General features: G+C 62.2%; 23 protein-coding genes and 2 tRNA genes. 12 read left to right on the top strand and 13 right to left on the bottom strand.

The window, feature by feature from the left end; all coding sequences use genetic code 11:
- Together lnt and ACN9MY_RS27200 are read right to left on the bottom strand one after the other, a co-directional pair.
- Positions 1–1,539 (bottom strand): apolipoprotein N-acyltransferase, encoded by a 1,539-nt coding sequence (lnt, locus tag ACN9MY_RS27205; protein WP_426164751.1) that lies wholly within the window; start codon positions 1,537–1,539, stop codon positions 1–3.
- Positions 1,539–2,417: an HlyC/CorC family transporter gene (locus ACN9MY_RS27200; RefSeq protein ID WP_426172317.1), complete on the bottom strand. Its 879-nt coding sequence runs from the start codon at positions 2,415–2,417 to the stop codon at positions 1,539–1,541. Before ACN9MY_RS27200 ends, lnt begins: the two co-directional genes overlap by 1 nt.
- An 85-nt stretch (positions 2,418–2,502) precedes the next feature.
- Between ACN9MY_RS27200 and ACN9MY_RS27195 the strand changes: the two genes are divergently transcribed.
- Positions 2,503–3,519 (top strand): transporter, encoded by a 1,017-nt coding sequence (locus ACN9MY_RS27195; RefSeq protein WP_426319229.1) that lies wholly within the window; start codon positions 2,503–2,505, stop codon positions 3,517–3,519.
- Here ACN9MY_RS27195 and ACN9MY_RS27190 read toward each other — a convergent pair.
- Positions 3,516–4,439 carry a LysR family transcriptional regulator gene (locus ACN9MY_RS27190; RefSeq protein WP_426336400.1) on the bottom strand — a complete coding sequence of 308 codons (924 nt, stop codon included), beginning with the start codon at positions 4,437–4,439 and terminating at the stop codon, positions 3,516–3,518. The genes ACN9MY_RS27195 and ACN9MY_RS27190 overlap by 4 nt on opposite strands.
- 56 nt (positions 4,440–4,495) lie before the next feature.
- Here ACN9MY_RS27190 and ACN9MY_RS27185 point away from each other — a divergent pair, with 56 nt between their 5' ends.
- Positions 4,496–5,131 carry a LysE family translocator gene (locus ACN9MY_RS27185; protein ID WP_426164745.1) on the top strand — a complete coding sequence of 212 codons (636 nt, stop codon included), beginning with the start codon at positions 4,496–4,498 and terminating at the stop codon, positions 5,129–5,131.
- Here the strand turns inward: ACN9MY_RS27185 and ybeY are convergent.
- The 3 genes from ybeY to miaB are packed head-to-tail and all read right to left on the bottom strand — an operon-like array spanning position 5,128 to position 7,968.
- Positions 5,128–5,586 carry an rRNA maturation RNase YbeY gene (ybeY, locus tag ACN9MY_RS27180; protein ID WP_426336399.1) on the bottom strand — a complete coding sequence of 153 codons (459 nt, stop codon included), beginning with the start codon at positions 5,584–5,586 and terminating at the stop codon, positions 5,128–5,130. The genes ACN9MY_RS27185 and ybeY overlap by 4 nt on opposite strands.
- Entirely contained in the window at positions 5,570–6,637 is a 1,068-nt protein-coding gene (locus tag ACN9MY_RS27175) for a PhoH family protein (protein ID WP_426164741.1), read from the bottom strand. The genes ybeY and ACN9MY_RS27175 overlap by 17 nt, the downstream gene beginning before the upstream one ends.
- Positions 6,634–7,968, bottom strand: coding sequence for a tRNA (N6-isopentenyl adenosine(37)-C2)-methylthiotransferase MiaB (gene miaB / locus ACN9MY_RS27170; protein ID WP_426336398.1), 1,335 nt, complete (start codon positions 7,966–7,968; stop codon positions 6,634–6,636). Before miaB ends, ACN9MY_RS27175 begins: the two co-directional genes overlap by 4 nt.
- A 94-nt stretch (positions 7,969–8,062) precedes the next feature.
- Between miaB and ACN9MY_RS27165 the strand changes: the two genes are divergently transcribed.
- Entirely contained in the window at positions 8,063–8,368 is a 306-nt protein-coding gene (locus tag ACN9MY_RS27165) for a hypothetical protein (protein WP_426164737.1), read from the top strand.
- Positions 8,369–8,573: 205 nt separating this feature from the next.
- Positions 8,574–8,918, top strand: a complete 345-nt coding sequence (locus ACN9MY_RS27160; RefSeq protein ID WP_055929479.1) for a hypothetical protein — start codon at positions 8,574–8,576, stop codon at positions 8,916–8,918.
- A gap of 12 nt (positions 8,919–8,930) precedes the next feature.
- On the opposite strand, the gene ACN9MY_RS27155 is transcribed toward ACN9MY_RS27160, so the two are convergent.
- On the bottom strand, positions 8,931–9,776 hold the full coding sequence (locus tag ACN9MY_RS27155; protein ID WP_426336397.1) for an HDOD domain-containing protein: 846 nt from the start codon (positions 9,774–9,776) through the stop codon (positions 8,931–8,933).
- Entirely contained in the window at positions 9,773–10,111 is a 339-nt protein-coding gene (locus tag ACN9MY_RS27150; RefSeq protein ID WP_426164733.1) for a hypothetical protein, read from the bottom strand. The genes ACN9MY_RS27155 and ACN9MY_RS27150 overlap by 4 nt, the downstream gene beginning before the upstream one ends.
- Before the next feature lie 120 nt (positions 10,112–10,231).
- On the opposite strand from ACN9MY_RS27150, the gene ACN9MY_RS27145 reads away from it, so the two are divergent.
- The 3 genes from ACN9MY_RS27145 to ACN9MY_RS27135 all read left to right on the top strand — a co-directional run bounded on the left by ACN9MY_RS27145 (position 10,232) and on the right by ACN9MY_RS27135 (position 12,659).
- Positions 10,232–11,827: a sensor histidine kinase gene (locus ACN9MY_RS27145; RefSeq protein WP_426336396.1), complete on the top strand. Its 1,596-nt coding sequence runs from the start codon at positions 10,232–10,234 to the stop codon at positions 11,825–11,827.
- Positions 11,828–11,880: 53 nt separating this feature from the next.
- Positions 11,881–12,426, top strand: coding sequence for a DUF1697 domain-containing protein (locus tag ACN9MY_RS27140; RefSeq protein ID WP_426336395.1), 546 nt, complete (start codon positions 11,881–11,883; stop codon positions 12,424–12,426).
- An 89-nt stretch (positions 12,427–12,515) separates the two neighbouring features.
- Entirely contained in the window at positions 12,516–12,659 is a 144-nt protein-coding gene (locus tag ACN9MY_RS27135) for a hypothetical protein (protein ID WP_426164727.1), read from the top strand.
- Here ACN9MY_RS27135 and ACN9MY_RS27130 read toward each other — a convergent pair.
- Both ACN9MY_RS27130 and ACN9MY_RS27125 read right to left on the bottom strand, forming a co-directional pair.
- Positions 12,654–12,863, bottom strand: a complete 210-nt coding sequence (locus tag ACN9MY_RS27130; RefSeq protein WP_426164725.1) for a tautomerase family protein — start codon at positions 12,861–12,863, stop codon at positions 12,654–12,656. The genes ACN9MY_RS27135 and ACN9MY_RS27130 overlap by 6 nt on opposite strands.
- Positions 12,864–12,877: 14 nt before the next feature.
- Entirely contained in the window at positions 12,878–13,609 is a 732-nt protein-coding gene (locus tag ACN9MY_RS27125) for an SDR family NAD(P)-dependent oxidoreductase (protein WP_426164723.1), read from the bottom strand.
- A gap of 101 nt (positions 13,610–13,710) precedes the next feature.
- On the opposite strand from ACN9MY_RS27125, the gene ACN9MY_RS27120 reads away from it, so the two are divergent.
- Entirely contained in the window at positions 13,711–14,610 is a 900-nt protein-coding gene (locus tag ACN9MY_RS27120) for a LysR family transcriptional regulator (RefSeq protein ID WP_426336394.1), read from the top strand.
- Here the strand turns inward: ACN9MY_RS27120 and ACN9MY_RS27115 are convergent.
- Positions 14,607–15,155, bottom strand: coding sequence for a CGNR zinc finger domain-containing protein (locus ACN9MY_RS27115; protein ID WP_426336393.1), 549 nt, complete (start codon positions 15,153–15,155; stop codon positions 14,607–14,609). The genes ACN9MY_RS27120 and ACN9MY_RS27115 overlap by 4 nt on opposite strands.
- Positions 15,156–15,259: 104 nt before the next feature.
- Between ACN9MY_RS27115 and ACN9MY_RS27110 the strand changes: the two genes are divergently transcribed.
- Genes ACN9MY_RS27110 through ACN9MY_RS27095 form a run of 4 tightly spaced genes read left to right on the top strand, consistent with a single transcriptional unit; the run spans position 15,260 to position 18,924 of the window.
- Positions 15,260–16,099, top strand: a complete 840-nt coding sequence (locus tag ACN9MY_RS27110) for an alpha/beta fold hydrolase (protein ID WP_426336392.1) — start codon at positions 15,260–15,262, stop codon at positions 16,097–16,099.
- Positions 16,100–16,130: 31 nt separating this feature from the next.
- Complete coding sequence (locus tag ACN9MY_RS27105; RefSeq protein WP_426319221.1) at positions 16,131–16,949, top strand: ChaN family lipoprotein; 819 nt, start codon at positions 16,131–16,133, stop codon at positions 16,947–16,949.
- Positions 16,950–16,990: 41 nt separating this feature from the next.
- Positions 16,991–18,568 carry an aldehyde dehydrogenase (NADP(+)) gene (locus ACN9MY_RS27100; protein WP_426336391.1) on the top strand — a complete coding sequence of 526 codons (1,578 nt, stop codon included), beginning with the start codon at positions 16,991–16,993 and terminating at the stop codon, positions 18,566–18,568.
- A gap of 32 nt (positions 18,569–18,600) precedes the next feature.
- Positions 18,601–18,924, top strand: coding sequence for a thioredoxin family protein (locus ACN9MY_RS27095; RefSeq protein ID WP_426323863.1), 324 nt, complete (start codon positions 18,601–18,603; stop codon positions 18,922–18,924).
- A gap of 136 nt (positions 18,925–19,060) precedes the next feature.
- Here ACN9MY_RS27095 and ACN9MY_RS27090 read toward each other — a convergent pair.
- Positions 19,061–19,137 (bottom strand) — tRNA-Met (locus ACN9MY_RS27090).
- 26 nt (positions 19,138–19,163) lie between these two features.
- Positions 19,164–19,240: transfer RNA gene (locus tag ACN9MY_RS27085), tRNA-Met, on the bottom strand.
- Between the last annotated feature and the right edge of the window lie 274 nt (positions 19,241–19,514).

Here is a 19,514-nt window from a genome sequence, read left to right as displayed (position 1 = left end):
CTAGCGTTTAACGGATCGCGCCCAGAGCCAGGCACCGGCCAAAGCCAGGGCGGCAAGGACAAAGAACAGCTTGTTCTGCAGCTTGATGTAAGGCGTGTCGCCCGACATGCCTTGTACCGTTGCGCTCAATACGCCCGGCTGGCGATAAGGCAACGCGTGCATCACTTCGCCGCGTGGAGAGATCACGACCGTGGCGCCGCTATTGGTGGCGCTCAGCATCGGCCGGCCGGTTTCCAGCGCACGCATCTGCGACATCTGCAAGTGCTGCGGAATCGCAATCGATTCCCCGTACCATGCCAGCTCGGATACGTTCAGCATCACCGTGGCGCCGGTCAGCGAAATCTGTTCCGCGATCTCTTCTCCGAACACGTTTTCGTAGCAGATATTCGGCAGCACTTTCTGGTCCTTCACCGGGAACGGGGCCTGGATCACAGCGCCGCGTGTCTGGTCACCGAGCGGGATCTGCATCAGGTTGGTGAACCAGCGGAAGCCAGTCGGGATGAATTCACCGAACGGCACCAAGTGGTGCTTGTCGTAGCGATAAGTGCTGCTGGAGAGCGAAGGCGGCAGGCCGAGCACGCTGTTCGAATATTCCATGCCATTGGTCATCGGCATGCCCAGCACGATATGGCTGCCGGTGCGGCGCGCGAACTGGCCGTAGGAATCTAGGTAGCCAGGCGGCAGTTGAGAGGCGAACAGCGGCACGCCCGTTTCCGGAATTGCGATCAGGTCGGCGGGAGCCGCAGTTACCACTTGCTGGTACATGCGCAGGATGTCGCCGAGATGCTTGATGTCGAATTTATTCACCAGCGGGACATTGCCCTGAACCAGGCGCACCGACAGGGGATTGCCGGAAGGGGTCGTCCATTCGACCCGGCCCAGCGCAAAGCCGCCGATCCAGATCGCCGCTACCAGCGTAATCGCCTTGTAGCGGAACGGATGCATCAGCAGCGGCAGGGCGCCAGCGGTGATGGCGGCCAGCCAGCTGATGCCGTACACGCCCAGCACCGGGGCATAGCCTGCCAGCGGCGAAGTATTGTGTGCATAGCCCGCCGTCACCCAGGGAAAACCGGTGAAAAGCCAGCCGCGCAGGAATTCGAACAGAGCCCAGCAAGCCGGCAACACAAGAAGCGTGGCGGCAGGCAGCGGCAGCGGCCAGCGCTTGCGCAGCCAGGCGGTAGCGGCCAGGGCGCCCGAGGCATACAAGGCCATTGCCGCCGCCAGCAGGGCGATCGAAATGGCGGCCAGCGGCGCCGGCATGCCGCCGAAATTGTGGATCGCGATGTACAACCAATGGAATCCCGCCAGGCACCAGCCAAAGCCGAAGGCCCAGCCGACCAGGGCGCAGGCACGCACGCCATCCGCGCGCAAGGCCTGGTAGGCCAGCATTGCCAGCGAAAGGATCTGTAGCGGCCACCAGCCGAACGGCGCGAACGCGAACACGCCCGCCGCGCCGGAGATGGCGGCGATCAGCATGCGGCTACGGGTAGAGCGGGGCGCGGCAGGCGGTTCGCCTGCCTTGGTCTTACGCCAGCGCATCAGTCCTGCTCGTCCACGGATGCCGGCAGTTTTTCAACCGTCAGCACATGGACCTGGCGCGCATCGGCGCGCAGCACTTCAAAGCGCAGGTTGGCGATGTCGAAGGTATCGCCCTTGTGCGGCATGCGGCCCAGGTGCTTGGCCACCAGGCCTCCGATAGTGTCGACATCCTCGTCGGCCAAGTCGGCATCCAGCTCTTCATTGAACTGTTCCAGCTCGGTCAGCGCCTTGATGCGCCAGCGCGGGCCGATCTTGCCTTCCTTGATGGATAGGATATTGTCTTCTTCTTCATCGAAATCGTATTCGTCTTCGATATCGCCGACGATCTGCTCCAGCACGTCCTCGATGGTGATCAGGCCGGCCACGCCGGAGTACTCATCGACCACGATGGCCATATGGTTATGGTTGGCGCGGAAGTCGCGCAGCAGCACGTTCAGGCGTTTCGATTCCGGGATGAAGATCGCAGGGCGCAGCATGTCGCGCACGTCGAACGATTCTTCCGCGTAATAGCGCAGCAGGTCCTTGGCCAGCAGGATGCCGACCACCTTGTCGCGTTCACCTTCGATGGCAGGGAAGCGCGAGTGGGCCGTTTCCAGCACCAGCGGGAGCCATTCCTCGATCGGTTTGGTGATGTCAATGACGTCCATCTGCGAGCGCGGGATCATGATGTCGCGCGCCGACAGGTCCGACACCTGGAACACGCCTTCGATCATCGACAGCGCGTCGGCGTCGATCAGGTTGCGTTCATGGGCGTCGTGCAGGACTTCAAGCAGCTCCGAGCGGCTCTCGGGCTCAGGGGAAATCAGGGCGGTGAGTCGCTCGAACAGCGACCGGTGTGGTTTAGCGTCATTCCTGACGCTACTAGAGTGCTCTTGCATAATTGGCATTAAAGCCGTTGTTCCGAAGTGCTATAGCATACACTAAACGGCCGAGTCCCGGCCGAAATTATCAGATTGGAAACTCATGCAGATCAGTGCAGTCACCTATGGATCCGACCAGTGCGGCCTCGTATGCGGTTACCTGTTCGGGCGCGGCCCGCAGCCGGTGCCGATCGAGGCATCCGAGGCCGAACAATGGCTGCGTGATACGGGCACCCCGGCAGGGGAGTTCATCTGGCTGCATTTCAACCTTGCCAACACCGCCAGCGAAAAATGGATGCGCGAACATGCCGTGCTGGCCAATGAATATTACGACAGCCTGCATGAAGAGGGCGCGCGCTCGACCCGCATCGAGCAGGCCGACGATACCCTGGTGGCCGTGGTCAACGACGTGCTGCGCGACTTCAGTTTCGAGCCGTCGGATATTTCCAGCGTCTGCCTGAGTGTTGACCGGCGGCTGGTGGTCAGCGCCCGGCGCAAGCCATTGCAGGCAGTCGAAAGGCTGCGGCAGGCCGTGCGCGGCGGCGAAAACCTGGTCTCCAGCGTAGTGCTGCTGACCCACCTGTTGCGCGACCAGGCGGACGTGCTGACCCGCATCGTGCGCGACGCTACCGGCAAGGTGGATCGGATCGAAGACAACCTCCTGTCGGGCAAGCTGAAATTCAAGCGCGCCGACCTGGGCGCCCTGCGGCGGGTGCTGGTGCGGCTGCAACGGCTGCTGGCGCCAGAGCCGGCGGCCTTGTTCCGCCTGCTGCAACGGCCGCCGTCGTGGGCCAGCGAGGCGGATCGGCAGGAACTGCGCGAATCGACCGAGGAATTTGCGGTAGTGCTGAACGACATGGCGGCGCTGCAGGAGCGCATCAAGCTGCTGCAGGAAGAGATTGCGGCCCTGGTCAACGAGGCCAATAACCGCAGCCTCTACGTGTTGACCATCGTGACGGTGCTGGCGCTGCCGATCAATATCATTGCCGGCCTGCTGGGTATGAATGTCGGCGGCGTACCGCTGGCCGACGACAAGGCCGGCTTCTGGATCATCGCCGGCATCGTGGTGCTGTTTACCGTGGTGGCGGGGGCCTGGCTGTTCCGCCAGCGTAACGATTAGGCGGCGTTTCCGCGCTCCTTCAGCCACTGCGTGAACAGGTCCACGCGAGGCGACGCGCGCTGGCGGCCCACTGCAAACGAATAAGTGCCGCTTTCGATAGCGGCCGGCAGGAGGCGCTGAAGCGTACCGTTTTCGAGCATTGCCGCGACAAAGGCCTCCGGCACTACCAGCACGCCGAGCCTTTGCACGGCAGCCTGGATAGCCAGCACCGTGTTGTCAAATTCAATGGCCGGTGCCAGCGTCCTGGCATCCATGCCATGCGCCTGGCTCCATAATGGCCACAGGTCGGGCCGCGAGCGCATGCCGATGCGCGGCGCCGTGGCCAGCCAGTACATGTTGTCCGGCTCGCGCGAGCTCAGGCCTGCTGCGAAGGATGGACTCGACACCAATACGCAGTGCTCGCGCATGAACACCTGTGAAGGTATCCCGCACAATTCCGCCCCATCCCGCCGCAGGAAAACATCGACCGGCGCGGAAGGATTGATGTCGCCGTCCGCGGTGCGCACATCAATGCGGATGTGCGGATATTGCTGGCGGAAGCCCGTCAGTTGCGGAATCAGCCAGTGCATGGCCAGCGTCACGCTGGTGTCGACCAGGATCGAGGCCTGGTTTCCCGGGTTGCCGCCGGGTTCGAGCATGCCGACGATTTCCGCCATCTTGCCGGCGGCCTGTTCATGCAACTGCCGGCCGGCGGCGGTTAGTGCGGCCGCATTGCCGGCCGTACGCTCGAACAGTATTTGCCTGAGGTGTCCTTCGAGCGCCTGTACCTGGCGGCTGACGGCGCTCGGCGTCAGGTGCAGGGCTTGTGCCGCCTGGCGGAACCCGCCTTCCCGCACGACGATGCAGAAAACATGGAGTGCATGGAAGGGCGGACGGACGGTCATCGATTGCTCGGCAAGATAGTGTTGAGGAATACTCAACACATCATACCAAGATCTCGTTTGAATGCCTGTCGGGCCAGCGGCACACTGCGCACATGAACAATACTTATTGGATGTTTGCGGTCATGGTGGTCTTCACCGTGTCGAGCCCGGGGCCAGGGGTGTTGATGACGCTGGACAATGCCATCGCGACTGGCTGGCGCGCGGCCATGCATGGAGTGCTGGGCCTGGCCATCGGCGCTGCCGTCATGGCCGGCTTGTCTTCGGCCGGCATTGGGCTGCTGATTCGTTCCTCGCCAGCCTCGTTCCTGCTGCTGAAGTATTGCGGCGTCAGCTACCTCTTCTACCTCGCCTGCAAGGCCTGGGGCCGCGTGCCAGCACCCATTGGACAAGGCGCCGCAGCGGGCCAGGCGCAAGAGGCCGACGGCTGTCGCAAGCGCCTGCTGCGCGGTGTTTTGCTCCAGACGAGCAACCCGAAGTCGCTGCTGTTCTTCCTGTCTGTCCTGCCGCAAGTGGCCGGCGCCACGGGAGCCGCGCAACAGCAGGTACCGCTGGCCCTGGCCATTGCCACCTATTGCATGGTGCTGGTTGTGATCCACGGGATCTATGCGGGGCTTGCGGCGAAGGCGCGCGCGTGGCTCAGCCGGCCGAGCGCTGCGCGCACCCTGTCGCGCCTGAGCGCTTTCGTGTTCTGCGCCTTCGGCGTGACGATGCTGACGCTGGAAGTCTAGTACGGGTCGGCGTAACCGAGGCCGGTGACGATCTCGGTTTCGATGTCTTCCATCTCGGCCGCTTCTTCGTCATCCTCGTGGTCGTAGCCCTGGGCGTGCAATACGCCGTGCACGATCAGGTGGGCGGTGTGCTCTTCCACGGTTTTCTTCTGCTCGGCCGCTTCGCGCTGCAGCACGTCGGTGCACAGGATGATGTCGGCGCGCGTCGGCTCGTCCTCGGCCACTTCCTCGCCTTCGTTGTAAGCGAAGGTCAGCACATTGGTGGCGTAGTCCTTGCCGCGGTAGTCGCGGTTCAGCTCCTGGCCTTCTTCCGCATCGACGAAACGGATGGTCAGTTCAGCCGGTGCGAACAGGGCCGCCTTGACCCATTTGCGGATCATTGGGCGGGTGATTTCTTCCTGCAGGCGCGGGTCGGCGTATTGGACGGACAGGGCCAGCTTATTTTTTTCGGACATTGCGCACAGCTTTCACAGCGGGTTTCACGGTTTGCAGCAGGGGCGCCAGCTCGGCGCTGGCTTCCTGGGCATTCTCATAGGCATCGACAATGCGCGCCACCAACGGATGGCGTACCACGTCGGCGCTGGAGAACTGGCTGAAGGCGATGCCGCGCACATTGCGCAGCACGTGCATGGCATCGACCAGGCCGGATTTCTGGTGCTTCTGCAGGTCGATCTGGGTCACGTCGCCCGTCACCACGGCCTTGCTGCCAAAGCCGATACGGGTCAGGAACATCTTCATCTGTTCGACAGTGGTGTTCTGCGCCTCGTCCAGGATGACGAAGGCGTGGTTCAGCGTGCGGCCGCGCATATAGGCAAGCGGGGCGATCTCGATCACCTGTTTCTCGAACATCTTCTGCGTGCGGTCGAAGCCGAGCAGGTCGTACAGCGCGTCGTACAGCGGGCGCAAATACGGGTCGACTTTCTGCGCCAGGTCGCCTGGAAGGAAGCCCAGGCGCTCGCCCGCTTCCACCGCAGGGCGGGTCAGGATGATGCGCTTGACCGCGTCGCGCTCCAGGGCGTCGACCGCGCAGGCCACTGCCAGATAGGTCTTGCCGGTACCGGCCGGGCCGATGCCGAAGCTGATGTCGTGGTCGAGGATATTGCGCAGGTAGCGGATCTGGTGCGGCGTGCGGCCGCGCAGGTCGTTGCGGCGCGTTTTCAGCACCGGGCTGGTGATGTCCGGTTCGTGGAAAGGAGGCTCTTCCTCGCCCGGGCCAAAGTCGTCCGGCGCCTCGCTGGCGCGCTGCTCGACCAGGGCGAGCTGGACTTCCTCCACCGGCACTACCTTGTCGGCGACTTCATAGAAGCGCTCGAGGATGGCCACTGCGCGTTCGGCATTGGTGCCGCTGACAATGAATTTTTCGCCGCGGCGGAAAATGGTCACGTCCAGCGCCGCTGAAATCTGGCGCAGGTTTTCATCGAGCGGGCCGCACAAATGGGCCAGGCGCGTGTTGTCCAGGGGTTCTGGAACGAAGTAGTGCGGTTGCACCGGGGTTTTTGTTTTCAAAGTATCGCTTCTCCGCGCAGGGAGTAATCCAGGCTTTCGGTGATGCGCACGCTGACCATCTGGCCAATCAGTGCCTGCGCATTGGCGCCGCCGTCGAAGTGCACGGTGCGGGTATTGCTGGCGCGGCCTTGCATTTCATTGCCGCCGCGCTTGGACTGGCCTTCCACCAGCACCTGCATGGTCATGCCTACCATGGCGGCGCTGTGGCGCTTGGTGTTCTCGTCGAACAGGGCTTGCAGGCGCTGCAGGCGGGCCGATTTGACGTCGGCCGGGGTGTCGTCGGCCAGGTTGGCGGCCGGCGTGCCGGGGCGCTTGCTGAAGATGAAGCTGAAGCTGTTGTCGAAGTCGACGTCCTGCACCAGCTTGACCATCGCTTCGAAATCCTCGTCGGTCTCGCCGGGGAAGCCGACGATGAAGTCCGAAGAGATCACCACGTTCGGGCGCACCGCGCGCACCTTGCGGATGATGGATTTGTATTCCAGCGCAGTGTAGCCGCGCTTCATGGCGCCCAGGATCTTGTCCGAGCCATGCTGGGCCGGCAGGTAAAGCTGGTCGGCCAGTTTCGGGATTTTCGCGTAGCAGTCGATCAGGCGCTGCGTGAACTCCTTCGGATGACTGGTGACGAAGCGGATGCGTTCAATACCGGGAATCTCGGCCACGTATTCGATCAGCATGGCGAAATCGGCGACGCTGCCGTCGGCGGTCTCGCCGCGGAAGGCATTCACGTTCTGGCCGAGCAGCATGACTTCCTTCACGCCCTGGGCGGCCAGGCCGGCGACTTCGGTCAGCACGTCTTCGAAGCGGCGCGATACTTCCTCGCCGCGGGTGTAGGGCACCACGCAGTAGGAACAGTATTTGGAGCAGCCTTCCATGATCGAGACGTAGGCGAAAGCGCCTTCCACGCGCGCCGGCGGCAGGTGGTCGAACTTTTCGATCTCGGGGAAGCTGATGTCGATCTGCGGCTTGCCGGTGTGGCGGCGCAGTTCGATCATTTTCGGCAGGCGGTGCAGGGTTTGCGGGCCGAACACCACGTCCACCAGCGGCGCGCGCTTGACGATGGCTTCGCCCTCCTGCGAGGCGACGCAGCCGCCCACGCCAATCACCAGTTCAGGCTTGGCTTGCTTGAGCTTCTTGAAGGTGCCCAGGTCCGAAAACACCTTTTCCTGCGCCTTTTCGCGCACAGAGCAGGTGTTGAGGAGGATAACGTCGGCTTCTTCCGGGGATTCGGTGCGTACCAGTCCCTCGGACGCGCCGAGCAGGTCTGCCATCTTGTCCGAGTCGTACTCGTTCATCTGGCAGCCGAAGGTTTTGATGAATACTTTTTTCTGCATACCCGCAAGTTTACCGTAAATCGCCAATCGTCCCTTGAAAACCGGCCCCGCGAGCTCTAGAGTTAAAAGAGCAATTTTCTGCGGGAGCTACGTCATGGCTATCAATGGAATAGGACCGACCACCCCGAATGTCCAGCAGGTGGACAGTGCTGCTGCCGAACGCCGCCTGGCCGAACAGCGCCAGTTGCGGCAGGAAGAGCAGCGCATCCGCGAGCAGCAGGCCGCAAGCACCGAGCAAATCAGTACCCGCCGTGAAGAGACTCGTGCCCTGGAGCAAGCACAATCGGCCGAGCTGCAGGATTTCCTGACCCGGCAGGACCTGCTGGCCCAGAATGCCCAGTCAAGCCAGCGCACGCCAGGCACTCCGGCGCCGGGCAGCATCATTTCCGTTACAGCCTGAAATATCCGCGCAACACAATTTCCGTATGGTTCTTTCGTGCGACACATGAATAATGACTGTGTTGAAATGGCATTGTTGTCAAGATTTTCGGCAAATCATCGCCAAGTCTTGATGTTGAACAAGGTTCGCTTCGCAGCGCAGTAAGAAGATTAGCAAGACTGCAAGGCCCTTTCCTCAACACTCCACTGTCAAGAGAGGATCAATCATGGCACACCACGCTCTCGCTTCGCAGGAAAGCTACAACCCGAACCACCTGCTGGACATCCTGCTCGGCAAAATGCAATTGAAGAACGATGCTGCGCTGTCGCGCATGCTGGAAGTCGCACCGCCCGTCATCAGTAAAATCCGCCACCATCGCTTGCCAGTCGGCGCATCCCTGCTGATTCGCATGCATGAAGTGACCGGCATGAGCATTCGCGAACTGCGTGACTTGATGGGCGATCGCCGCACCAAGTATCGCCTGTCGGATGCGCAAGGCCGCCCGAAGCCAGAGGACAAGCCAGTCGGCGCCTCGACCCAGGGCGGCATGCCGCAGGCCAGCGCGCACTAAGCGCGCTGCGCATCAGGCCATCAACACCAGCGCAATTTCTTCATATTGCAGTTCCGTTTCGCGGAACAGGTGCAGGAAAGTGTCTTCGCCCAGGTTGAGCGCTTTCCAGGCAATCGGGGAAACGGGCGGCACCAGGTCGTCCGGTTTCTGCACGAGGTCGAGCGCATGCACCACCGCGTCGGCCACGTGCACGATGGCAGCCAGGAAGCCGGCTCCTGGCTTTCCGGGTTCGTGGTGGCCGGCAATCGCCAGCCGCATGGTGTCTGAAAAATTCCAGTGCTCCGCCAACGCCAGGCCGGCTTCGACATGGTCGATGCCGAGCACGGCGCGTTCCGCCTCCAGCGTATAGCAGTCGTGTTCCTTCTGGTAGGCGATCACCTCGGCATACCGCTCAGGGAAGGTCGACACCAGCACCAGGCTTCCGATATCGTGCAGCAGCCCCGCCGTGAAAGCATAATCCTGGTTGAAGCGCACGTGGCGCGCCAGCACCTTGGCGCAAGCTGCCGTCGCTATCGAATGGCGCCAGAACATGCCGTGGTCAAAGCCGGGGCACTGCTTGCCGGCGAAGCAGCCGGTCACTGCGGCCGCCGTAATCAGGTTGCGCGTGCTCTGGAAACCGAGGAAGGTAATCGCTTGCTGGATCGTGGTCACCTTGACCTGCAGCCCGAACAGCGAAGAATTCGCCAGACGCAGCGTCTTGGCGGTCAAGGCCTGGTCATGCGAGACCTTCTTTGCCAGCACGGCAATATCGATTTCTTCCTGGTCCACACTGTTCAGCAGTTCCATCACCACGGCCGGCAGCGAAGGCAGGTCGTCCAGATTTTTCACCACGTCGTCATAACTGAGCGGTGCGCTCATGCAGCCTCCTTGCCAACGCGGAAATCCGTGACCAGGGTGCGCAGCGCCTTGGCCGCAGAGTCTTCGGCATCGGCCGGATCGTGGCGGCGGAACAGCACTTCGATGCGCGCCAGGTGGGCAGTGCGTTCGGCAGCCGATTGCGCCGGGTCGGGCGGTGTGTCGTCAACCACGGCCAGCGACTCGATGCCGTGGCCTTGCAGGCGCTCCAGCATGCGTTCGGTCAGCACGGCGCCTGCCGGCAGGAGGACCTGGCCGTGCGTGTCCAGCAGTTCGTCAGAAAGCACCATGCCAGGCTCGACCTTGGCAAGGGGCAGGTGGCGGTATGTCGCCGTCATTGTTTTATCTCCCACAGATCAATGCCAGATCTTACATCAGTGCCGGGAAGGCATCACCCTTAAAATCTTGCCAAGTCACACCGCTTCCCTTACATTGGGGGGAATATGGGGAGGGAGTGAATGTTTGGTATCCAAGGCCGGCTGACTGCACTGTTCGTTGTGATCGTCACCGTCGTGCTGGGCATTTCCGGCACCTACGCCCAATACAGCCTGGGTCACGAACTGGAAGTAGCTAACCAGCGCCTGCGCGAGGGCGTGCTGACCCGCTTGCAGACCAGCCTGCCATCCGCCCTGTGGGACCTCGACAAGGCCAAGGTCGACAATATCGTGGCAGCCGAGATGCTGCCGCCGGAACTGGTTGCGATCCGCGTCTACGACACCTCGGTCGGCCTGTTTTCCGGCAAGCGCCGCAAGGAAGACGGCAGCATCGTCCCCATCGAATCCGAAACTGCCGTGCAGGGCGCGCCGGTCGTGGCCGACCTGGCCTACCGCGACGCCGGCGCCGCTGGCAGTGCCCTGAAACCGGTGATCGTCGGCCGTGTGGTGGTCAATTTCACCCGGGCCCAGATCGATGCCACGCTGGCCGCCGAAGTGCGCCGCAAAGTGGTGGAAGTGCTGACGCTGGACCTGATCCTGGTGGTGGCGCTGGCGCTGTCCCTGCGCATCGTGTTCGATCCCTTGAAGAAGCTGCGCGACGGCTTGTTCGAACTGGCCACGCGCGGTTCCGATGAAGTGGAGGAGCTGCCGGAAAAGCGCAGCGATGAACTGGGTGACGTGATCCGCGGCTTCAACGCTATCCAGCGCAAGGTTAAATCGATCATCAAGCGCACCCGCGAAGCGGAAGACCTGGCGCGCCGTTCGGCGCAGGAAACGGCGCAGGCGCTGGACGACTTGCAGCGCACCCAGGAATCCCTGCTGCAAGCCGAGCGCCTGGCGTCCCTCGGTTCGCTGGTGGCCGGCGTGGCCCATGAAATCAACACGCCGGTCGGCATCGCCCTGACCAGCGCCTCGGTGCTGATGGATGCCACCACGGCCGTCGACGAGTCGATGAAGGCCGGCCAGGTGAAGAAGTCGGAGATCCAGAAATACATCGATACGGCCGGTGAAAGCGCGCGCCTGATCATGAACAATGCCTACCGCGCAGCGCACCTGATCCACAGCTTCAAGCAGATTGCGGTCGACCAGGTCAGCGAAGCGCGACGCCGCTTCGAACTGAAGGAATACATTGGCGAAGTGGTGTCCAGCCTGCAGCCGAAGCTGAAGAAAACCCGCATCGTGGTCGCCATCAACTGCCCCGACGACGTCATTCTGGACAGCTATCCTGGCGCCCTGGCACAGGTCATCACCAACCTCACGCTGAACTGCGTCGAACACGCCTTCGAACCCGATGGCGCGGGCAATATCGACATCAACGTCATCCCGGAAGGCGATAACATCGAGATGCAGGTAGTCGACAACGGCAAGGGCATCGCGCCGGATATGCTGGACAAGGTATTCGACCCCTTCGTCACTACCCGGCGCGGGCAGGGCGGCACCGGCCTTGGCCTGAACATCGTCTTCAACCTGGTCGTCAAGCAGTTCGGCGGCACCATTTCGGTGTCGAGCACGCTGGGCAAGGGCGCCAGTTTCGTCTTCCGCATCCCGCGCGTGACGCCGGGCGATGAAAATGAGGACAGGCACCCGGACGCCCCCTTGCACGCGCCGATTGCGAGCTGAGCGCCGCCGCAGGAGCATCTGCCGCATACTGAAGCCATGCAGGGAGGAATGTCATGGATAAGCAGCGCCTGATCGCCTTGTTGCGCGGAATTAACGTCGGACGCGCAAAACGCGTTGCGATGGCCGACCTGCGCAAGATGCTGAGCGATATGGGCTACGGCGACGTGCGCACGCTGCTCAACAGCGGCAACGTCGTGTTTGATTGCAATGCCGCCGATGCTGCCGACAGCGCTGCGCGCATCGAAGAAGCACTGGTGCTCAAGCTCGGCGTACCGGCCAAAGTCACCGTGATCGAGGCCGCCCAGTTGGCCGAGATCGTCAAGGAAAACAGCCTGCAGGAGGTGGCCAGCGACCATTCGCGGCTGCTGGTGGCTGTCCTCAACAGGCCCGATGAAGACCGCGGCAAGCTGGAACCTCTGGCACGGCAGAGCTGGCAGCCGGAAGCGTTCGCACTCGGCCGCCACGCCGCCTACATCTGGTGCCCCGATGGCGTGCTGACCAGCCGCGCTGCCGCAGCGATGGGCAAGGCGCTGGGCGATGCGGTCACTTCGCGCAATTGGAGCACCATCAGCAAACTGCACGCGATGGCAAATAATTAGTTGTCGACTGTCGCGTCCAGCGTCTAAAATCGCTTATCCATGATTTTGTCAGATGCACAATGAAGATTAGCGATTCGATAAGAGGTGCCATGATACTGGGCGCCGTCGTAGTGGCCCTGGTCATCGGTGGCTTTGCTGTGGCCGACAATGGCTGGCAAAAAGTCAGCTGCATTGGCCGCGCCATCGTCGGTGGTGTCGCCTTGAGCAATATCCACAGCGTTTGCGGCTTATGACTGGCGGGCGCGCCGCTCGGTCACCGATTCAAATCCCACTCCCCAGCTATCGGTTTCCACTTCGTCGATGATGACGAAGGTGGTGGCCGGGTCTTTGTCCAGCACCTCCTGCAGCATCCTGGTGGTGCGGGCGATCAGTTCCTTCTTCTGTTCCACGGTCGGGCCGCCTTGTTCGCGGGTGACCTTGATGTTCACGTAGGGCATGCCAGTCTCCTTGCTTACCAGTTGCCGGCTGCCGCGCCGTCATCGACGGTCAGCACATGGCCGGAGATGAAGCTCGAATCGGTCAGGTAAAGCACCGCGTCGGCGATGTCGTCGGCCGTACCCATCCTGTGGGTCGGCACCAGGCCTTTCAGGAATTCCTGGGTACCGGCATCCGTGCTGTGCAGCGGGGTGCTGATGATGCCGGGCGCTACCGCGTTCACCTTGATGTTCTTGTTGGCCACCTCGAGCGCCAGGGCGCGCGTCGCCATGTTCAGGCCGCCCTTGATCAGCACGGGCAGCAGCGCGGTCGCCTTGGCCGGCGTCACGCCCAGGCTGGCGGTGATGTTGACGATGTGGCCGCCGCCGTTGGCTTCCATGTGTCGCACCGCTTCCTGAGCCGGGAACAGGAAGCCCTTCAGGTTGGTCGCCACAATGGCGTCGGTGTCGGCCTCGGTGTAATCGACGGCCGGCTTGGCGATGAAGATGCCGGCGTTATTCACCAGGATGTCGACCTTGCCGAAACGCGCAGCCGCCTTATCGAACAGTTCCCTGGCCGTCGCCGGCGAGGCGATATCGCCGGCGACCGGCAGGAAGTTGGCGGGATTTCCGAGGTGGGCTGCAGCCGTTTGCAGGCGGTCCATGGTGCGGGCGTTGCCGACCACGTTGTAGCCGCGCGCCAGGTAGGCCTTGGCGATGGCAAAGCCCAGGCCGCTGGAAGCGCCGGTCACGATTGCTGTCTTGGTCATTTGGAACTCCATGAGTTTGGTTGAGGTGAGTCCACTATACTTATGACGTTTTGGTAGATAAATATGGTTTCCGGTAATTGACTTGATACATGGGGTAATGAATGCAGCGCCACTTCGATGATATGCAGTTGGGCAGCATCGAGCTGTTCGTGCTGGCGGGGGAGCAGGGCAGCTTCACCGCGGCGGCGGCGATGGCGGGCGTCACGCCGGCGGCGGTGAGCCGTTCCATTTCGCGCCTGGAGGAGCGCCTCGGCGTGCGCCTGTTCGTGCGCACCACGCGCCAGATCCGCCTGACCGACGGCGGCAGGGTGTACTTCGAACAGTGCCGGCAGGCGCTGTCGCAACTGGTGGAGGCCGAACGTGAAGTGACGGGCCAGCAGGCCACGCCATCCGGCAAGCTGCGTATCAGTGCAACGACGCCCTATGCGCATTACCGCTTGCTCGAGCGCGTGGCGGCCTTCCGCTTGCAATTCCCGGAAGTGCAGGTCGAAGTCCACATCAGCAACCGCAACATCGATTTCGCAGACGAGGGCTATGATCTTGCCGTGCGCGGCCGTGCGCCGCAGGATTCGACCCTGGTCGCCCGCAAGATGGAAGATGCGGAGCTGGTACTGGTGGCTGCGCCGTCCTACCTGAAACGGCGCGGCAAGCCGAAGTCGCTTGAAGAACTGACCGGACATGATTGCATCCAGTTCGTGCTGCCCAGTACCGGACGGCTGGTACCCTGGCAGTTCATGCGCGACGGTTCGGAAATCGAATTGATCGGCGGCGATGCCGTGGTGTGCGCGGAAGACTTTCTTGGCATGGGCACCCTGGCCGTCCATGGCGGCGGCATTACGCAGACCTATCGCTTTGCCGTGGAGCGCGAACTGGCCAGCGGGACGCTGGTCGAATTGCTGCCGCAGCATGGCGGCTGCTCAAGGCCGTTCTACCTGATCTATCCGCACGCGCGCCACCTGTCGCTGCGCGTGCGCAGCTTTGTCGACTTCCTGGTGCGCTAGCCTTCCTGCTGGCGCTGGCGGAAAGCCGCCACCTTGTTGCGGTTGCCGCAGAGCGCCATGCTGCACCAGCGGCGGCGGTGTGACTTGGTGCGGTCCAGGAACCACAGCGTACAGGCATGGTCCTCGCATTTGCGCACCAGCTTGAAGTCGGCTGTCGCCAGCAACTGCGCCGCGGCTTCCGCCAGGGGCGCCAGTAGCTGCTGCGGCGTGCGGGCCGCGTAGCGGGGCTGCAGCGACAGCCCGCCCCCACTTGCTTCCACCAGCACCAGGTGCCGTTCGGCGTGCGCAAGCGCCGCATTCAGCGCTGCGGCATCGAACCGTTGCCCGGCCTTGCGCGCCGCCACTGCCGCGCGAACGGATTCGCGCAACGCGCGCGCTGCAGCCAGCAGCTCGCCTGGCTTGCCGGGCGCCTCCTCTTCCGCCGTGAGCTGCCCGGCAGCTGCCAGCCAGGCCATGACACCAGCATCGTCATGCCAGGTTTCTTCTCCTTGCACAACGGTATTCATCAGGTCCAGCGCCGGGTGATCGCCGTAGAACTCAATCATTTTCCTGTCCTCCCGATTTCATTGTAACCACCAAAATAACTCTTGACAAGTTACGTGGCTGGAGTATTCTTGTAACCATCTAAACTAATTTTAAGGGGTTAATTATGAACCGCACCATCCAGGCCGACGGCATTAACATCTTCTACCGCGAAGCAGGTGCTCCGGACGCGCCGGCGATCCTCCTGATGCACGGTTTTCCCACCAGTTCCCACATGTTCCGCAACCTGATTCCGCTGCTGGCGACCAGGTATCGCGTCATCGCCCCCGACCTGCCGGGCTTCGGTTTTACCGAGGTGCCGCCTGAACGCAAGTACACATACACGTTCGACAACCTGGCCAACACCATGGAGGCCTTCCTGCAAGCCATCAAGCTCGAAAAATTCGCGCTGTATGTATTCGACTACGGCGCCCCGGTCGGCCTGCGCCTGGCTGCAGCCAAACCGGAACGCATTACGGCCCTGGTTTCGCAGAACGGCAACGCCTACCTGGAAGGCTTGAGCGATGGCTGGACTCCGATGCGCAAGCACTGGGCGGACCCGAACGAAGAGAATACGAACGTCATGCGCGGCTTCCTGACGCCCGAAGCCACCAAATGGCAGTACACGCACGGTGTCGCCGATCCCGCCAGCGTGGCGCCCGAGTCCTATACCCTGGACTCGGCCCTGATGGCGCGCCCGGGGAATATCGATATCCAGCTCGAACTGTTCTACGACTATCGCAAAAACCTCGAGCTGTACCCCGTATTCCAGGCGTTCTTCCGCAAAGCGCAGGTGCCGACACTGGCGATCTGGGGCAAAAACGATCCGTTCTTCACGCCGCCGGGCGCCGAGGCTTATCGCCGCGATAACCCGAACGCGATCGTGCAATTGCTGGATACCGGGCATTTCGCGCTTGAGACCCACGTCGAGGTGATCGGCAAAGCCATCCATGCCCTGTTAGACTAGACGCTTTCGAAGATAGCCCGAACACGCATCGATGAAGCCATACACGATCGCACTGCTGCTGGCAGGCCTGGCGCTGGCCGGCTGCAGCAGCAAGCAAACCGTCGCCTACACGGCACCCACGACTGCCTCCAACCCGCAAGTGCTCTTGCTGGGCGAGGTGCACGACAACAAGGAAGGCCACAAGCTTCGCTTCGAAGACTTGCGCCAGCGTGTGGAAGCCGGCTGGCGGCCCGCGATCGCAATGGAGCAGTTCGACCGCGAATCGCAAGGCTTGCTGGACGAAGCGCAAAAGGGCTGCCTGGACGCTTCGTGCGTGATTAACGTCATGAACAAGAAAGGGTGGGACTGGCAGCTTTACCACCCCATCATCCAGCTCGCACTGAGCAACCACCTGCCGCTGATCGCCGTCAACCTGTCGCGCACCGATGCATCGAAAGTCGTGCGCGACGGCGTTGCCTCCAGCTTTGATGCCGCCACCGTCGCAGCCTACAAGCTGAAAGAGCCGCTGCCATCGGACCTGCGCCGCGGCCAGGAGAAGGCGATCCAGGAGGGGCACTGCAACATGGCGTCGGACATGATGTTGCCCGGCATGGTCAATGCGCAAGTGGCGCGCGATATCTGGATGGCCAAGCTGATTCGCCAGCAGCAGCCGCGCGACGTCGTCCTCATTGCAGGCAACGGCCATGTGCGCAAGGACATTGGCGTGCCGCGTTGGCTGAATGCTATTGAACCCAGGCTGACCGTCCGCACCATAGGCTTCATCGAACCCGATGGCCTGCAGGGCAGCTATGACGAAATCCGCAAGGTTGCAGCGCAAAAGCGCACAGACCCTTGCGCCAAATTCAAGTAAACTTTCGGCCCTGCCGACCCCAATACATCAAGGAGCAAAGAATGCAGATCGCAGGTGAAATGTTGATCGGACAAGCCGCCGTCAAAGGCAGCGCGGGCCAAATGAAGGCCACCGACCCGGCCCGCAATATCGAGATCGAGCCGGCATTTGGCATGGCCACACCGGCCGACCTGCAGCGCGCCTGCGACCTGGCGGCACAAGCTTTCGACTCCTACCGCGAAACCACGCTGGAAAAGCGCGCGCAGTTCCTGGAGCAGGTGGCGCAGAACATCCTCGACATCGGCCCGCAACTGATCGAGCGCGCAATGCAGGAATCCGGCCTGCCGCAAGCCCGCCTGGAAGGTGAGCGCGGCCGAACCGTCAACCAGCTGCGCCTGTTCGCCAAAGTGGTGCGCGATGGCCTGTTCCTGGGCGCGACGCTGGACTCCGCGCTGCCTGAACGCGTGCCGCCACGCTCCGACCTGCGCATGCGCAAGATCGGCGTCGGCCCGGTCGCGGTGTTCGGCGCCTCCAACTTCCCGCTGGCGTTCTCGGTCGCTGGCGGCGATACCGCGTCGGCACTGGCTGCAGGTTGCCCGGTGGTCGTGAAGGCGCACCCTGCGCACCTGGGTACGTCCGAGCTGGTGGGCAAGGCGATCCAGAAAGCCGTGGCCGACTGCGGCCTGCATGAAGGCGTCTTCTCGCTGGTGATTGGCGACGTGCAGATCGGCGGCGACCTGGTGGCGCATCCAGCCATCAAGGCCGTCGGCTTCACCGGTTCGCGCGGCGGCGGCCTGGCGCTGGTGCGCATCGCCCAGGCCCGCAAGGAGCCGATTCCCGTGTACGCAGAAATGGCATCGATCAACCCGGTATTCCTGCTGCCGGGCGCATTGAAAGCCGGCGCCGCGCGCATCGCGCAAGGTTTTGCCGATTCGCTGACCATGGGCTCCGGCCAGTTCTGCACCAATCCTGGCCTGCTGATCGCGCTGGAAGGCCCTGAGCTGAACGAATTTGCTGCTGCGGCTGCGGCTGCGGTGCAAGCCAAGCCATCGACCACCATGCTGACCCCTGGCATTCATCAGTCGTACGAAGCCGGTGTGGGCAAACTGTCCGCGCTGGACAAGGTGGAACTGCTGGCGCAAGGCGGCGCGGGCAGCACTGCCTGCGCGGCGCGACCGCACCTGTACAGCACCGACGTCGACACCTTCCTGTCCACGCCGGCGTTGGAAGATGAGAATTTTGGCCCGAGCTCGGTATTGGTACGATGCCGCGATGCCGCCGATATGCGCCGCATCGCCGAGCACGTGGAAGGCCAGTTGACCTCCACCGTGCACGCTACCGCCGACGACCGCGAGATCGCCGCCGGCCTGCTGCCAACCCTGGAGCGCAAGGCCGGCCGCATCCTGTTCAATGGCTTCCCGACCGGCGTCGAAGTGGCGCACGCCATGGTGCACGGCGGCCCGTTCCCGTCGACTTCCGACCCGCGCAGCACGTCGGTCGGCGCCACCGCCATCGACCGCTTCCTGCGTCCTGTGTGCTACCAGGATGCGCCGGAATGGGCGCTGCCATCGACCCTGGCCAACGACAATCCGCAAAACGTGCCGCGCGTAGTCGACGGCAAGATCCAGCCGGGCGCATAAGCCCGCGCGATCATGGTAAGGTGGGTCGCATGATGGAAACTGTGTACAAGACAGAACAGCCCAGCCGGGCTGACATTGATGCGCTCACCGGACCAGCGGTGCTGGAATTCGGTACCAACTGGTGCGGCTATTGCCGCGGCGCCCAGCCGGCCATCGCCGAGGCATACCGCGAGTATGCCAACATCCCGCACTTCAAAGTGGAAGACGGTCCCGGCCGAGTGCTGGGCCGTGCCTTCCGCGTCAAATTGTGGCCGACGGTCATCTTCCTGAAAGATGGCAAGGAAGTCGCCCGCGTCGTGCGTCCCGAAGACGCAGACGAGTTGCGCGAAGGCTTTGGCCAGATCTCCGGCAGCTAAGTTTGCGAGCGCTATCGCAGGATCCAGCGATACTCCATCTGCTGTCTACCCCGAACTGGTTTACCGTCCTCTGACCTGGGCCGGAACAACAAAAAAGCCTGAACCGTTTCCGGCTCAGGCTTTTCTGATAAATCTCTGGTGGTGATAGGTGGACTTGAACCACCGACCCTAGCATTATGAATGCTATGCTCTAACCAACTGAGCTATATCACCGCGCGGTCGTACATTGTAGCTTAATTTGGTGGTGATAGGTGGACTTGAACCACCGACCCTAGCATTATGAATGCTATGCTCTAACCAACTGAGCTATATCACCGCAAGGCCAGCATTATCGGTGCCTGGCATCAATCTGTCAAGGATTGATTTCATCGCCAGGTGTCGTTCCCCCAGGAAACGTGACAAAAGACCTGTTTCCGCTCCCTTCAAATGGTGCTTCCGTCCTAACCGAAAGAGGACAGCGTACTCATGCGCCAGCGTGATGACATTGGTTAAATGTTGATACTAATTGTGGAAAGGAAATAGGAGTGCCTTTCCAGATATTTTTGTGAATTAAAAGTAATAATATTTACAAATAATCATTGCTACCGGCA

Source organism: Pseudoduganella sp. R-31, assembly GCF_049913235.1.
GTDB lineage: Bacteria > Pseudomonadota > Gammaproteobacteria > Burkholderiales > Burkholderiaceae_D > Rugamonas.
The sequence above is the reverse complement of the archived record's forward strand: the minus strand, read 5'-3'. Positions and strand labels throughout refer to the sequence as shown.